The 13,551-nt window shown below is 46.2% G+C and carries 15 protein-coding genes; 5 read left to right on the top strand and 10 right to left on the bottom strand.

Annotation, left to right across the window (positions count from 1 at the left end):
- Positions 1–192: 192 nt before the first annotated feature.
- Positions 193–693 carry a DUF1097 domain-containing protein gene (locus EOPP23_RS12885; RefSeq protein WP_153766398.1) on the bottom strand — a complete coding sequence of 167 codons (501 nt, stop codon included), beginning with the start codon at positions 691–693 and terminating at the stop codon, positions 193–195.
- Between the two features lie 430 nt (positions 694–1,123).
- Between EOPP23_RS12885 and EOPP23_RS12880 the strand changes: the two genes are divergently transcribed.
- The gene (locus EOPP23_RS12880) at positions 1,124–1,903 is read left to right on the top strand and encodes an SDR family NAD(P)-dependent oxidoreductase (protein WP_153766397.1); all 780 of its coding nucleotides are present in this window, start codon (positions 1,124–1,126) and stop codon (positions 1,901–1,903) included.
- A gap of 86 nt (positions 1,904–1,989) precedes the next feature.
- On the opposite strand, the gene EOPP23_RS12875 is transcribed toward EOPP23_RS12880, so the two are convergent.
- The 3 genes from EOPP23_RS12875 to EOPP23_RS12865 all read right to left on the bottom strand — a co-directional run bounded on the left by EOPP23_RS12875 (position 1,990) and on the right by EOPP23_RS12865 (position 5,151).
- Entirely contained in the window at positions 1,990–2,607 is a 618-nt protein-coding gene (locus EOPP23_RS12875; protein ID WP_153766396.1) for a hypothetical protein, read from the bottom strand.
- Between the two features lie 137 nt (positions 2,608–2,744).
- On the bottom strand, positions 2,745–3,608 hold the full coding sequence (locus EOPP23_RS12870; protein ID WP_153766395.1) for an SDR family NAD(P)-dependent oxidoreductase: 864 nt from the start codon (positions 3,606–3,608) through the stop codon (positions 2,745–2,747).
- Positions 3,609–3,708: 100 nt separating this feature from the next.
- Positions 3,709–5,151 (bottom strand): aldehyde dehydrogenase family protein, encoded by a 1,443-nt coding sequence (locus EOPP23_RS12865; RefSeq protein WP_153766394.1) that lies wholly within the window; start codon positions 5,149–5,151, stop codon positions 3,709–3,711.
- Positions 5,152–5,401: 250 nt separating this feature from the next.
- Between EOPP23_RS12865 and EOPP23_RS12860 the strand changes: the two genes are divergently transcribed.
- On the top strand, positions 5,402–6,031 hold the full coding sequence (locus EOPP23_RS12860) for a hypothetical protein (RefSeq protein ID WP_153766393.1): 630 nt from the start codon (positions 5,402–5,404) through the stop codon (positions 6,029–6,031).
- A gap of 77 nt (positions 6,032–6,108) precedes the next feature.
- Here the strand turns inward: EOPP23_RS12860 and EOPP23_RS12855 are convergent, their stop codons facing one another.
- The 5 genes from EOPP23_RS12855 to EOPP23_RS12835 form a co-directional block, all read right to left on the bottom strand.
- Positions 6,109–6,522, bottom strand: coding sequence for a DUF1499 domain-containing protein (locus EOPP23_RS12855; protein ID WP_153766392.1), 414 nt, complete (start codon positions 6,520–6,522; stop codon positions 6,109–6,111).
- Between the two features lie 24 nt (positions 6,523–6,546).
- The gene (locus EOPP23_RS12850) at positions 6,547–7,152 is read right to left on the bottom strand and encodes a glutathione S-transferase family protein (protein WP_153766391.1); all 606 of its coding nucleotides are present in this window, start codon (positions 7,150–7,152) and stop codon (positions 6,547–6,549) included.
- A gap of 111 nt (positions 7,153–7,263) precedes the next feature.
- On the bottom strand, positions 7,264–7,944 hold the full coding sequence (locus EOPP23_RS12845) for a type 1 glutamine amidotransferase domain-containing protein (protein ID WP_153766390.1): 681 nt from the start codon (positions 7,942–7,944) through the stop codon (positions 7,264–7,266).
- Between the two features lie 60 nt (positions 7,945–8,004).
- Complete coding sequence (locus EOPP23_RS12840; protein ID WP_153766389.1) at positions 8,005–9,159, bottom strand: iron-containing alcohol dehydrogenase; 1,155 nt, start codon at positions 9,157–9,159, stop codon at positions 8,005–8,007.
- Positions 9,160–9,194: 35 nt separating this feature from the next.
- On the bottom strand, positions 9,195–10,205 hold the full coding sequence (locus tag EOPP23_RS12835) for an NADP-dependent oxidoreductase (RefSeq protein WP_153766388.1): 1,011 nt from the start codon (positions 10,203–10,205) through the stop codon (positions 9,195–9,197).
- A gap of 126 nt (positions 10,206–10,331) precedes the next feature.
- Here EOPP23_RS12835 and EOPP23_RS12830 point away from each other — a divergent pair, with 126 nt between their 5' ends.
- The gene (locus EOPP23_RS12830; protein WP_153766387.1) at positions 10,332–11,303 is read left to right on the top strand and encodes a LysR family transcriptional regulator; all 972 of its coding nucleotides are present in this window, start codon (positions 10,332–10,334) and stop codon (positions 11,301–11,303) included.
- Between the two features lie 189 nt (positions 11,304–11,492).
- Positions 11,493–12,095 carry an HNH endonuclease gene (locus tag EOPP23_RS12825; protein WP_370514763.1) on the top strand — a complete coding sequence of 201 codons (603 nt, stop codon included), beginning with the start codon at positions 11,493–11,495 and terminating at the stop codon, positions 12,093–12,095.
- A 71-nt stretch (positions 12,096–12,166) separates the two neighbouring features.
- On the opposite strand, the gene EOPP23_RS12820 is transcribed toward EOPP23_RS12825, so the two are convergent.
- A complete protein-coding gene (locus EOPP23_RS12820) occupies positions 12,167–13,270 on the bottom strand; it encodes a hypothetical protein (protein ID WP_153766386.1) in 1,104 nt (367 codons plus the stop codon).
- 142 nt (positions 13,271–13,412) lie between these two features.
- Here EOPP23_RS12820 and EOPP23_RS21635 point away from each other — a divergent pair, with 142 nt between their 5' ends.
- A complete protein-coding gene (locus tag EOPP23_RS21635) occupies positions 13,413–13,535 on the top strand; it encodes a hypothetical protein (protein WP_255471670.1) in 123 nt (40 codons plus the stop codon).
- Positions 13,536–13,551: the final 16 nt, after the last annotated feature.

Here is a 13,551-nt window from a genome sequence, read left to right as displayed (position 1 = left end):
GATTATCCCTTGGCTGGTGATTCAACAACCTTGTTAAAATCACCAGAGCTTTTAGCGGCAGGATACTGCGTCTATTACGTATGAGGCAAGTGCTTTATCGTCTTTTTGGACGATACTGGCTTATCCATTAGTCGTACAGATTGTTATTTAAACAACTACACGACGATGGCCATAATTGATGAAGGGGTGTATTCAAGCTTTATGAGCAGCAGGCAGGTTGCCCTCTGCTTGAGTTGGCTTGTTCGCAGTCAGTTTTGCGTGTAACCAGAGACCGGAAGCTTTCATCAGGTAGCCAAACAGGGCACCAACCAGCAGGGAAGGAATAACCAGTTGCCAGTCACCGTTGGCAGCAAACGTTGCACATGAACCGATAAACGTGCCGGGAATGTAGTTCAAAAGTTTCGATTTCGCCTGAATGCACATCATAAAGGAAACGACTCCGGCAATGACGTAACCAAGAATTTCGAGATTAACCAGTCCTGAACCTTTAATGATCATCATGGCCCAGAAGACACCGCTCAGGTTTGTCAGAATGCCAAGGCTAAGGCCGGGAAGACCTTCTTTCGGTGATGCAAAATAAGTGGTGCAGCCAAGAAATCCGGCCCAGGTGATCAGGCCAAGAGAGAGTGACACCCAGCCCCATAGAGCGGAAAGAATTCCAGTAGTCAGCGAGATGGCAAAAAGAACAGACATGAATGAAAAACAACCAGGAAATTAAATGGATGTTTTATCTCGGCGCTCAGCTATCAGCAATCAGTATTTAACGGTGTCTATCGCTGACAGAAGAAGGAATCGCTCACTTCAATGACAAGAGTCAGTTTTTTTCTGAGGCAGCGCTGTGCTTTTTAATAGAGGGCTTTGTAAGACTGTGCTTTTTAATACAGTGCTTTGTTAATAGTGATAAGCCGTTAGTCTCATTAGACGATGATGATAATCACCTGAAAAAATAACAATAAGCATCACGATGGCTATGGTGCGATTCAAGCAACCAGACACAGAAATCAGGAATATTCATCTGCTTTAGGCAGGTAAATGTCCGAGTAGATTACTGGCTGCGTTTACCTTGAAGCCTGTACCCAGGACAGCCTCATCGATCCAATACGTTGTTGAAAAGAGACAGAACATGAATAAAAACGATTTTCAGGAATTTCCGGAAGGTGTGGCTCTGGTCGTAGGCGGCAGTGGTGGCACAGGTGCCGTTATCAGTCAGCGACTGGTTGAAATGGGTGCTACTGTTGCTCTGACTTACAACAGCAACAAGACCCGTGCCGATGAAATGGTTGCCCAGATTACTGCTGACGGTGGCAGCGCTGAAGCTTTTCAGCTGAACATGAAAGATCTGGATACCGTTATCACTCTGTTCGATCAGCTGAAGAAAAAGCATGGTCAGGTTCATACCGTTGTGATGGCGACCGGTTATGACATTCCTCAGGAACATATCTCCGAGATTTCTCCGGAACTGTGGCAGGACGTTATCAATACTGACCTGAACGGTTTCTACAATGTAGCTCACACGGCTATTCCTTACCTGCGTGAGAGCAAGGGCTCTATTGTTCACATCAGTTCTGCCGGTCTGGGTCGTTTTCCTGCTCGTGATGTACTGTCTGTGTCGCCTAAGGCGGCCATCGACTCACTGGTGAAAGGTATTGCCAAAGAAGAAGGTCCTCACGGTATCCGTGCTAACAGTGTGGCTATCGGTGTTATTGAAACCGGTATCTTCCTGCGTCTGCGTGCAGAAGGCGTATTTGATGATAACTGGGTAGAAGCAGTAACTAACGGCTTGTGTGTTCAGCGGTTTGGTAAGCCTGAAGAAGTGGCTGATACGGCCTGCTTCCTGGCATCTAACAGAGCGAAGTATGTAACAGGTCAGACTATCTTTGTTGATGGTGGTTACCACGTTTAATCAGTTCCTGGCGTTTCACAGTTCCGGGCATGGTTCCGGAGCTGCATGACAATAGTATTCCCTTATCACGTCTTTCCAGACACAGCTCACAACTCCATTCCTGTCACTCCGCTGACAATTAAAGCCCCGAGATTATAGGCAGTAACAGTCAGGGCAAAGGTGTTCATCACCGTTTTCGCAGGTCGCTTTCTCTCAAGCTTGAGTTCATAAAAGTCGGTTCTTAATGCATAGCCCAGATAAAGAAAACGAACAGGGTTTGCTGCGATAGAGAACAGGTAACCGGAGGTGTCATTGAACCAGCTGATCCAGCTTTGTAGGAAAGCACTGATATGGATGTTAAAGGCTTCAGAAACGTGGTCACAGGCTTCTATCGTGTTGTAGGCCAGCGTTTCTTTCAGCCAGTTGCTGTCCATCTTACAATTTCCGTTGTAGAGTCCTTTCACTTTGTCAGCGACGTTCAGAATACGAATAACGAATTCAACCCCATTGCCTGTTTTGCCAAACCATTGCAGTCCTTTCCATAGGCTGAAACCTTCAGGCAAGGGAGTCTCTTCTTTTTCTGTGGTGCAAAGATAGAGCTCTTCATAGAAAGACAGCCTGGCACATTCAAAATCGGTGTTTGGAGTGATCAGCTCGTGATCAGCTCTGGCAGAACCAAAAACTGTAGAACACAGGACAAACAGCAGGCAGCTGTATAACTTCATTCAACGCACCAGAAGGGCTGAACATAATGTGTTTCAGCATAGTGTGTTTTGAGACAATTAAAGCAATAAGTATTTAGCGGGAGAGTATGAGAAGGGGTCTGCAAGTCTCAGTTGAGTTGAAACTTGCAGTGGATAGCTTAAGCGTGAGGGAAGTCCTGAGGGCCAGCTACTGAAGGGTTGCCGCCATCAATGATGGTACGCATACGCTTCTCAACCTGTTCTTTTGAGCCAATTGGGTGAGTCAGGATGTAGAACTCATCATTGCGAATGGCATTAAAAGCCGTTTCAGCTACAGACTCTGGTGAAAGAGTCTGGGCAAAAAACTCGGCAGACGCTTCTTCTGTTGCCTTGGCAATGGCTTTTTCTTCTTCTGTTTGCTCAACAGTTTTGTCTTCAGGGCGGTTGCGCTCGTAAGCAAAAATCTTGGTGTTAACGAAAGCAGGGCAGAGTACGGAAACGCCAACGTTTGCTTCAGCATTTTGCAGTTCGCCGTACAGGCTTTCTGAAAGTGCGACAACGGCGTGTTTGGAGACTGTGTAGGTGCCGGTGCCCGGAGCAGACATCAGGCCGGCAATGGAGGCCGTGTTAACCACGTGACCTTCATTCTGGGCAACCATGTGTTTGGTAAAGGCGGATACACCGTTAATAACACCCCACAGGTTGACACCCAGTACCCATTCCCAGTCTTTTTTGTCCATTTCCCAGATGCAACCACCACCGCCAACACCGGCGTTGTTGAACAGCACGTGAACGGCACCAAAATGCTCAAGAGTTTTGTCAGCAAGAGCCTGAACGGAGTCAGAATCGGAAACGTCGGCTTTAACCGCCAGCACGTCACCGCCCAGTTCAGTCAGGTCAGCTGCGGCTGTATTCAGAGCCTGCTGCTCGATGTCAGCAATAACTACCTTCATGCCTTCTGCAACGGCTTTCTTAGCCAGCCCGAAACCGATACCGCTAGCACCACCGGTAATAACTGCGACTTTTCCGGAAAATTCTTTCATCTTACTACTCGCTTATTGTTATTAATGTGTGGACGCATGCACCCACAGTTATCAGGCGATGGTTAACCATCGCCATCGCTTCACAGGTTTCTATAATGAATCAGGCGTCCTGGACTTCAGCTGTGGCATTGGTTGTCTTGGTATAACCAATGACCTGAACGTTTGTGAATTCAGCCAGTCCCAGTTCACTGTTTTCAACACCGATACCAGACTCTTTCATGCCACCGAAAGGTGCCGTAGGTTTTTTAGCCATATGGTGATTGATCCAGACTGAACCGGCTTCAATCTGTACTGCGATCTCAGCAGCTTTGGCTTCATCCTTGCACCAGACAGAAGCACCCAGACCCATATTGGAATCATTGGCACGTTCAATAGCGTCTTCGACATCGGAGAACTTGAGGATTGGCAACAGAGGGCCGAAAGGTTCTTCCTTAACCAGTGTTGCATCGTCGTTCAGATCAACGGCGATAGAGACTGGCATAAAGTAACCTTTACCTTCTTCCGCTTTACCGCCACAAAGGAATCGACCGCCTTCTTTTTCTACGGTTTCAGCAAAGGCTTTAACTTTCTCGAACTGCATACCGTTCTGTACTGGTCCAAGCAGAGAACCTTCTTCCAGGCCATCACCCACCTTGATGTATTTAGCGTACTCAACGAGCCCATGACACACCGCATCGTAGATATCTTCGTGGACGTACAGACGCTTGATAGCAATACAAACCTGACCGGTGTTCAGGAACGCAAACCAGAACAGTGGCTGAATAATGCTGGCAACATCCACATCAGGCATCACAATGGCAGGGTCGTTACCGCCCAGCTCCAGAGTGACGCGCTTGAGGTTGCTCATGGCAGCAGAAGCCATAACCTTTTTACCCGTCGGAACGGAGCCGGTCAGAGTGATTTTATTCACATCCTGATGCTCAGACAGCATCTGGCCGACTTCATTGCCACCGGCAATAATATTAACGACACCGGCAGGGAAGATATCCTTGATGATCTCGCCAAGTCTCAGGGTTGCCAGTGGTGTATAAGGCGATGGTTTAATAACAACCGTGTTACCGGTGGCCAGTGCCGGAATGATTTTCCAGACAGCTGTGTTCAGGGGGTAGTTCCAGGGCGTAATACCGGCAACGACGCCAAGAGGGCGGTGGTGCAGTTCACTGCGATGAGTCTCTGTGTCTTCCAGTATTTTTACGGGCAGATCAAATTCGGTAACAGTGTGACACCACATCACCGAAGCCAGAACTTCCTGCTCACGAGCATTGGCCAGAGGTTTACCCTGTTCCAGAGTAATTAAGCGGGTCAGTTCATCAGCATGGGCTTCAATGGTGTGACCCATTTTGCGAATCAGCTCATTGCGCTCTTCACGGCTGGTTTTCTTCCAGCTTTTAAAAGCTCGTTTGGCAGCAGCAACCGCCTGCTCAACCTGTTCTGCAGAAGCAGCAGGACACTGTGCAACCACTTCTTCCGTGGCTGGATTGAGAACGGGAAAGCTCTCTGCAGCAGTGACGGACTGACCATCGATGGTAAGGGTGAAATTCATTTCAACTCCTGTTTTTTTATTATTCAGTGGAGATTGGTTGAAATAGCGTTAAGTCGACTGGCTTAGAAGATTACCTCTTTTTGAACAGGTGTGCTACCTAGAAACGGATTAGATACAGAGGTCAGTTTATAGGTTGATTTGAGATGAAGTTTTCATGGTTCTCATTGAATTGAGAAACGCTGGGAACTCTTATTCATGCACGAAGTCGAATCATAGTTATTTATATATATGAACTTAAGGTGGTTTGATTTTGAAAAAAATATTTTCTGCAGGCATAAAAAAAGCAGTGATTGCAGGCGGCTTTTGTTTGTTATTCAGTAGTTTGAGTCAAGCTCAGAACTGGACAGCTACAGCACTTCACGAAAATGCAACTGGTCTGGCATATACAGATTCAATTTCACCGTATTTATGTTCCAGTCCTGAAATATTTGATGCATTTTCAGATTCTGTTTCGAGCTTGAGCCGTATGCTAACAATTCATGAATATTCCATTGAAAATGCCTTGAAGAGTATGAAGATTTTTGAAGAGGGTAGTGAGGAGAATTATAAGCTGGCACATATATACATTGAACGAATAGCTATTGGCCTAAAGAGTCTTGCCAAGGAGTATCAGGGCTTCATAGAAACGGCCTATAAAATTATAGATGTTCAAGAGGCACTGGATAAGTCAGATAAGTTTGAACAGAACAGTAATGAAATGCTGGAGCTTTTTAAGGTGTATCTGGCGAAATCGCGTGAAATAAAAAACTATAGAGACGGTGGGCTATGGCAGAACTATTTTGTAGCCGCACGAGAATTTTTAGAACATGGGAAAAGATTAATCTCTGTTTATAAAGCAAATTATAAAATCTTTAATGAGATTAGTTCTATTTGTAATTGAATGTCTTTAGCAGAAGATATTATCTAGCCTGTAAAGTGACTTTCTGTGCATTTTCAGGCTAGAGTCTGACTTTTTATTTAAAGTGCTTTCAGTTCCTTACGCAGTTTTTCTACCCGCTCGCGGTTTACGCCCAGATCTGAGTATCCGGTTCTTGAAGATGATTTGATATCTACAGTTTCATCGCTGTTAATGCGGAAAGTAATATCATCCTTAAACCTGAACCATTTGGATGTAGCCACTGCTTTAATGACGTTGTTTTTGTTACTGACAACGTCCACTCTCTCCTGGTTACCCAGAATGTTCACCAGAGTACTGTTTATCTCTTTAGTGCTCATACCTGAAACCTTCAAAGGCTCAATGTAGTGGTCACCTGTAGCCTGACTGCTGACGCAGTTCGGACTTTCGGGGCAACTGAAGTCAGCTTCTGCAAAAGAAGCAGTGGATAAAGTTGCTGCAGTAAGAGCTACAGCCAAAGTCAGTGTTTTTTTCATGTTTCTTCCTTGTCTCTTGTTCTGTTAACCGAAACTTGCAGCTTTAATAAATGCTGGTCGTTGATGCAGGCGAGTCAGGTAAGCCAGAATAGCAGGATAGTTATCCAGAAGTCCCTGAGGCTGAGCAAATGCCAGAACCGAACCCATCATAATATCCGCTGCGGTAAACAGGTCACCACAGAAGTAGTCAGAGTCCGCAAGAGTTTCATTAATATAAGCGAAATCCAGTTCGGCCTCTTTTCGGGCATAGCCAAAGACTGGTGCATCTTTACTGTCGACAGCGGCCAGAAACATATTCAGCAGTACCGGCAGCATGGCAGAGCCTTCAGCAAAATGCAGCCATTGCAGGTATTGGCTATAAGCCTTCTCAGTTTTAGCAGGACGCAGTTTTTCCGGTGCGAAGTGATCCAGAATATATTCGAGGATCGCAGCGGATTCGACCAGTGTTGAACCATTGACTTCAACGATAGGTGCTTTACCAAGCGGGTGAACTTCACGAAGGCTTACAGGTGCCAGTCGAGTGTTTTCATCGCGATCGTAGGAAATAACGTCATAGTCGAGGCCCAGTTCTTCGGCGAGCCAGATTATACGGGTAGAACGAGACTGTTTCAGATGATGAATTTTGATCATGGTCTTGTCTTAAGTGCTGGAAAGAAGAGGTGATGGCTTATTGGGGTAAACCATCACTTTTATACTGGAGTAGGGGTATAACTGTTGGAGCTGGTCGTACGGGTACAGCAATCAGGCAGAAAGGTGCTTTTTCAAAAGCTCCGCTACGGCTTCAGACGACCCCGGGTTTTGACCTGTGATTAATAACCCGTCCTGAACGACATGGGACATCCAGTCATCGCCCTTGCTGTAAAGACCTCCAGCCTGAATCAGGGCATCTTCCAGCAGATATGGAACAACGTTGGTCAGGCCAACAGCGTCTTCTTCGGTATTACTGAAACCGGTTACATCCTTACCAATCACCAAAGGCTGGCCATCGGCATTCCTGGCACCAAGCAGAACCGCAGAAGCGTGGCAGACAGCGGCAACCGCTTTGTTTTGGCTGATGAATGCCTCGATCAGTCGAACGGAGTCTGTATTGGACTTCAAATCCCAAAGAGGGCCGTGACCGCCAGGATAGAATACTGCGTCAAAGTCGTCAGCATTGATACCGGACAGCTTTTGAGTGCTGGCCAACTTCGCTTGCAGTGCCTGATCGCCATCAAAACGACGAGTTGCGTCTGTCTGAAAGTCAGGAAGGCTACTCTTTGGGTCGATTGGAGGCTGGCCACCCAATGGTGAAGCCAGAGTTACTTCAAAGCCTGCATCAGCCAATACGTAATAAGGCGCTGCAAACTCTTCAATCCAGAAACCGGTTTTCTCGCCGGTGTCACCCAGTTGATCGTGTGAAGTCAGAACAAACAGTACGTTCATTATTTTTCCTTGGAGAACAGTCGTGTGCTCTCAATAGTTATTAAGAGCACACTTGTATGCTCAGAGAGCGCCGGTAAGAATTGCTTTGGAAACATCCAGTGTGATGTTCTTGCCTTCGCCCAAAGCCGTCATACCATGACGTTCCAGTTGACTGATCAGGGCAGGAATATCGGCTTCGCCAACACCGTAGTCACTCAGACTGGTTTTTACACCCATGCTTTCAAAGAAATTACGGGTCTTTTCAATCGCCAGGCTGATGCGTTCTTCATCGGAGCCTTCCTGAATATCCCAGACACGTTCTGCGTATTGCAGAATCTTCGGTGCTTTCTGGTCACGCATCTTCTGCATCAGTGATGGCAGAACAATCGCCAGAGTTTGAGCATGGTCAATACCGTGCATGGCCGTCAATTCGTGGCCAATCATGTGGGTTGACCAGTCGTGAGGTACACCCTGACCAATCAGACCGTTCAGCGCCTGGTTGGCCGTCCACATAATGGTGGAACGAACACCATAATCTTCCGGTGTTTTCAGGACTTTTGGTCCTTCAGAAATCAGGGTCAGCAGCTGGCCTTCGGCATAACGATCCTGCATATGAGCATTGTCACGAACGGTCAGGTATTGTTCCATGGTATGTACAAAAGCATCTACAACACCGTTGGCAGACTGACCTTGAGGCAGGCTGTAAGTGGTTTCAGGATCCAGTACCGCGAACTTTGGATACACGGCAGGGTTCAGGAAAGCCAGCTTGTCTTTGGTTTCTCTGCGGGTCACTACCGCACCGCAGTTACTTTCTGAGCCAGTGGCAGGCAGGGTCAGCACGTTACCAGCTGGAACCACTTTACCCAGAGCTGCACCTTCACTCAGGATGCTCCACGGGTTGCCTTCAAAATGAATGGCAGCAGCGATGAACTTGGTACCATCAATAACGGAACCGCCACCCACAGCCAGCAGGAAGTCGATGTTTTCCTTGCGAGCCAACTCAACAGCTTCCATCAGTGTTTCGTAAGATGGATTTGGCTCGATGCCACCGAACTGCAGAACAGTATGGCTTTTCAGTGCTTCCAGTACCTGATCCAGCGTACCGTTCTTTTTGATGCTGCCGCCACCGTAGGTGATCAGGACTTTTGCATCAGCCGGAATTTCATTGGCAATGGCAGCAATCTGACCTTTACCAAAGTGAATACGGGTTGGGTTTTGAAACGAAAAATTATTCATCAATGCTTTACTCAATTCTATTAAGACAGTTTTGCTCAGGCCAGTTTTACCAGCATTTTGCCGGTGTTCTTGCCTGTAAACAGTCCCATGAAGGCTTCAGGTGAAGATTCAATGCCTTCGTATACGGTCTCACGATAAGAAACCTTGCCTTCCTGGATCCACTGACCCATCTGCTGAACAAAGGCAGGGTATTCGTCCCAGTGTTCAAAAACGATAAAGCCCTGGATCTTCAGCTTCTTGATAATGATCTGAGCCAGGTTGGCCGGGCCAGGTACCGGAGTGGTCGCGTTGTACTGATCAATCATGCCGCAGACAGCAATACGACCGTGGTCATTCATGACGTTCAGTGCGGCTTCCAGATGAGCTCCACCGACGTTCTCAAAGTAAACATCAATACCGTTAGGGCAGGCGGCAGCGAGATCTGCTGTCAGATCCTGAGTGGTTTTATAGTTGATAACCGCATCGACGCCCAATTCATTTTTCAGATAGTCAGCCTTGGCATCAGAACCAACACTGCCGACCACATGGCAGCCTTTCAGCTTGGCAATCTGGCAGACAATCGCGCCAACAGCGCCAGAAGCTGCGGAAACAAAGACAGAGTCACCTTCCTTTAGCTCACCGATTTTCAGCAGGCCAGTGAAAGCGGTCATGCCCGGCATACCCAGTACACCCAGAAAAGCCTGTTCCGGAATAGGAGAGTCCGGCAGTGCCTGCAGGTCTTCACCGGTAGTAATGAAGTATTCTCTCCAGCCACTCATGTGAGCTACTTTCTGGCCAACAGCGAAAGCAGGGTTGTTGGATTCAACCACTTCACCAATGGCGCCACCTTCCAGAACCGCACCGACTGCAAAAGGTGGTACGTAGCTTTCGCGGTCAATCATACGACCACGCATGTAAGGGTCGACAGACATCCAGGTGTTCTTAACCAGTACTTCGCCTTCGCTGATATCGGCAACTGGCATTGATACCAGTTCAAAGTCGTCTGCTACCGGCATGCCTTCAGGGCGACGGCTAAGGTGAATCTGCTGATTTTTTTCGATATACATGATTCTGGTTTCCGGGGGGAAGAGTTCGATGGCCGCTAATGTAAGCCTTTTGTCTTTATGCTTCCAATGCATGGTTTAAATAGTCATCATGCGCGAATGTAATAATGACTTGTTAAGGCATTGTGAATGCTGGAAAAATTATCAGCCAGTGATTTGAACCTGCTACCTGTACTGCAGGTATTGCTGGAAGAGAAAAATGTGACAAGAGCTGCGGGAAGGTTGAATCTTTCTCAGCCAGCGATCAGTAGAAACCTTAGTCGATTGCGCGAGTTGTTCAATGATCCGCTGTTTACTCGAACCCCTAAAGGTCTTGCTCCTACGCCAAGGGCTGAAAACCTTTCGTTACAGCTGCAGAGATCACTGACAGACCTGAGCCAGTTGATCAAGCCCATCGGTTTTGATCCAGCTACAGCAAAAAGACAGTTTAAGCTGGCCTCTACAGATTATGGTGCACAGGTGTTCATGCCATCGGTTATCAGTCGTATTAATCGTGAGGCGCCAGGTGTTGACCTGGAAATTGTGCCCTGGCATGAACACTTGATTCATGAAATGGATCAGCAAAATATTGATATAGCCAGCTGTGCTGTTACCGATGCTCCGGCTGCGGTTCATGGCAGAGGGGTAGGTACGGATAAGTTTGTCTGTGTTATGGGGAAAAATCATCCTTTGTTGCAAGGTGGTTTTAATCTGCAAAGTTATGCGCAGGCGCCCCATGCACTGATTACTATGGGTGGGGAGCGAAAAGGCCCCATCGATTACCTGCTGGCAGAGCATGGACTGTCGAGAAGGGTGGCTTTGAGAGTCCCTCATTTTGTTGCTGCTTTGGCACTGGTTGCCAATACCGATCTTGTACTCACTGTACCCTACGGATTAGCGAGAAGTTGTGCGGCACTTTATGGCCTTGAAGTGGTTCCTTTTCCTGCCGGTCAGGAGAGCTTTACCTATTCAATTATCTGGCATGAACGAATGATTCGTGATCCGGGGCATATCTGGTTTCGTCAACTGATGTACGAAGAGATGACGGCAACTATTGAGGAACTGGGCAAAGCGGATGGTTGCCCGATTCAATGTACTAGCCATGATTCTGGTACAGGATAATTAAGGTTATGGTTTCTTCTCTTGGCAAAACAGGTCTGTCTCGATAAGTTAATAAAAGAAACCGGTTATTTACCGATATCATTCGATAAGAGTGTGCAGTAAAACCAAGGTGGGTTCATGCCTAATTGTCAACGCACCCTGGGGCAGTGACTGGTACTTATCAGGGATTGATAACCAGAGGCCGTAAACGTGTATATTCTGCGACTGAACGCTGCCGGCCAGCCAGTAGAATGGCTGACCTGGCAGGAAACAGTGTGTCTTTATTCAAGAGACCTGATTCGCTGGAGTCTGGGCGACGTGATCTATCGAGTCAGGGGTGGTTATAACCGCCGACTGGATAACCGAACGGTGATCGATGTCCCAAGCATTATTGCCTGTGGTGGTAAGCGACTCTTTCCTGCCCGAAATAACCCTTCACTGTCCAATAACTCATTGTTTGAACGGGATAACCATCAGTGCCTCTACTGTGCAAAGCATCTACCCAGAAGGTTTCTGACTCGTGACCATATAGTTCCAACTTCCAGAGGCGGGCAGGACGACTGGATGAATGTTGTTGCTTCCTGCAAACGTTGTAATCAATACAAGAGTGATCGGCTACTGGAAGAGATAGAAATGTCGCTGATTGCCTTGCCTTACAGACCTAATGCAGCTGAGTATCTGGCGCTGGTGAACAGCAACCGGATACTGCCTGAGCAGGCAGACTATCTGAGTTCGCAGTTCTCCGAGAACTGTCGTTGGTCATTGAAAGAAAGCCCGCCAATAACCAGAGATAATGCAGAAATGTTTGTTTGAAATACGTTATTGTGAGCAGAGTAACTGCTCACAATATCTGCTTGAACCTTACAGATCTTTTCTTATTTCAATCATTCAAATGACTGTTTCTGTTCGTAAGAAGAGTCCTGCTGTACTCGTGGAATGTACTCAAGACGAAGAAATGGACGTTTGTTCACTGCCTCAAGGTCAGCTTCTTCTACACTGCCGTTGTCATCTATATGCAGCCTTAGCAGAGGAGATCTGTCTGCAGACTCCAGACCCTTCAAAACTAAGCTTCCACCGTTTACGAAGGGCATAGAGGCTTCAAAAGAAGCATCAATGTCGTTATCTATATATAGATCAATGGGGGATACAAATAAACTGTAAGAAGTAAGAGCGCTATAGAGGTGATTGATAGCCGTATGTTCTCTTTCGAACCCTAGCTGACTGAAGAAACCATCATAAAATTCCAGTGTTTTTCTAAAGCTTGATAAGAGCCCCTTTTTAATGAAATTAGAATGGTAAAATAAGATCAGGGCTGAACTGATACCTATCTTTCTATGAAGTTCAAAAAAATCCTGATCAGTACCAGTATCGAGTAAATTGAATATGATATCTGATGCTTCCCGGGTGTGAATTTCTTGAGAAAAATAGTCACTTATTATGTAGTTATACTCTGCTCTGATGATCTCCAAATGCTCAGCAGGAATTTCTTTTGTATGGTTTTTGTTTTCGGAAAAGGATTTTATATTGAAATCCAGTCTGTGAGTTTTCGATAACTCATGAAGTCGTTCAGCATTGTGGTTGGCTTTTTTTTGTAATTCTGAAGAGTAACGCTCTATACCTTTTAAGTAAGTTGTAATCGAAAGTAAGTATGATACAGGCAGCATATCCGCGTCTAACTCTTCCCATCCTGGCAGTTCGTCATCGAGCTGATTGAATAAGGTTCTTATGGTTTCAGGCTTTTTATCCTTTTCTTTTTCAACCGGTAGAGCAGAAATTTCATCTTCTTCTGTAGTGGTTAACTCATCTTTTACTCGAGTGGTAAGTGTCTCTATTTTTTGTGTAAGAGTCTCTGATAATACAATGAGTTTTGGGTGTTCTTCTAGCGCTGTATCAGCCTTTAATAAACATGGACAAGGCACTAGATTAATTACCAGTACAGCGATTGCCAGTTCTTTATTGATTGATTTTCTTAATAGATGGGGAAACATTCTTATTATAGACCTGAGATATAAAATGAATACACATATATAGACCAGTTAAATATGAATAGAATTAAGATTTATATCTAATCAATGTGGATTTATATTTAAAACATTATCAGAATGTTAGGTTAAATCTGCAAAGACTTGTATGGACGATCGTGTATTGCCTGAGCAGGCTGACTATTTTAGCTTCCGGTTTTCAGAGAGTTGTCGCTGGTCATTGAAAGAAAATCTACCAATAACCAGAAACAAGATTGAAGAGCATGCGTGAAGTTATCAGCTCTATA

Origin of the sequence: Endozoicomonas sp. OPT23 (assembly GCF_009653635.1) — a bacterium.
Taxonomy (GTDB): domain Bacteria; phylum Pseudomonadota; class Gammaproteobacteria; order Pseudomonadales; family Endozoicomonadaceae; genus Endozoicomonas_A.
Note: the sequence above shows the minus strand (reverse complement) of the source record. Positions and strands in the feature narration are given on the sequence as shown.

Coding starts and splice junctions, on each gene's coding strand:
- EOPP23_RS12885 (WP_153766398.1), bottom strand. CDS start 693: ATGTCTGTTCTTTTTGCCATCTCGCTGACTACTGGAATTCTTTCCGCT.
- EOPP23_RS12880 (WP_153766397.1), top strand. CDS start 1,124: ATGAATAAAAACGATTTTCAGGAATTTCCGGAAGGTGTGGCTCTGGTC.
- EOPP23_RS12875 (WP_153766396.1), bottom strand. CDS start 2,607: ATGAAGTTATACAGCTGCCTGCTGTTTGTCCTGTGTTCTACAGTTTTT.
- EOPP23_RS12870 (WP_153766395.1), bottom strand. CDS start 3,608: ATGAAAGAATTTTCCGGAAAAGTCGCAGTTATTACCGGTGGTGCTAGC.
- EOPP23_RS12865 (WP_153766394.1), bottom strand. CDS start 5,151: ATGAATTTCACCCTTACCATCGATGGTCAGTCCGTCACTGCTGCAGAG.
- EOPP23_RS12855 (WP_153766392.1), bottom strand. CDS start 6,522: ATGAAAAAAACACTGACTTTGGCTGTAGCTCTTACTGCAGCAACTTTA.
- EOPP23_RS12850 (WP_153766391.1), bottom strand. CDS start 7,152: ATGATCAAAATTCATCATCTGAAACAGTCTCGTTCTACCCGTATAATC.
- EOPP23_RS12845 (WP_153766390.1), bottom strand. CDS start 7,944: ATGAACGTACTGTTTGTTCTGACTTCACACGATCAACTGGGTGACACC.
- EOPP23_RS12840 (WP_153766389.1), bottom strand. CDS start 9,159: ATGAATAATTTTTCGTTTCAAAACCCAACCCGTATTCACTTTGGTAAA.
- EOPP23_RS12835 (WP_153766388.1), bottom strand. CDS start 10,205: ATGTATATCGAAAAAAATCAGCAGATTCACCTTAGCCGTCGCCCTGAA.
- EOPP23_RS12830 (WP_153766387.1), top strand. CDS start 10,332: ATGCTGGAAAAATTATCAGCCAGTGATTTGAACCTGCTACCTGTACTG.
- EOPP23_RS12820 (WP_153766386.1), bottom strand. CDS start 13,270: ATGTTTCCCCATCTATTAAGAAAATCAATCAATAAAGAACTGGCAATC.
- EOPP23_RS21635 (WP_255471670.1), top strand. CDS start 13,413: ATGGACGATCGTGTATTGCCTGAGCAGGCTGACTATTTTAGCTTCCGG.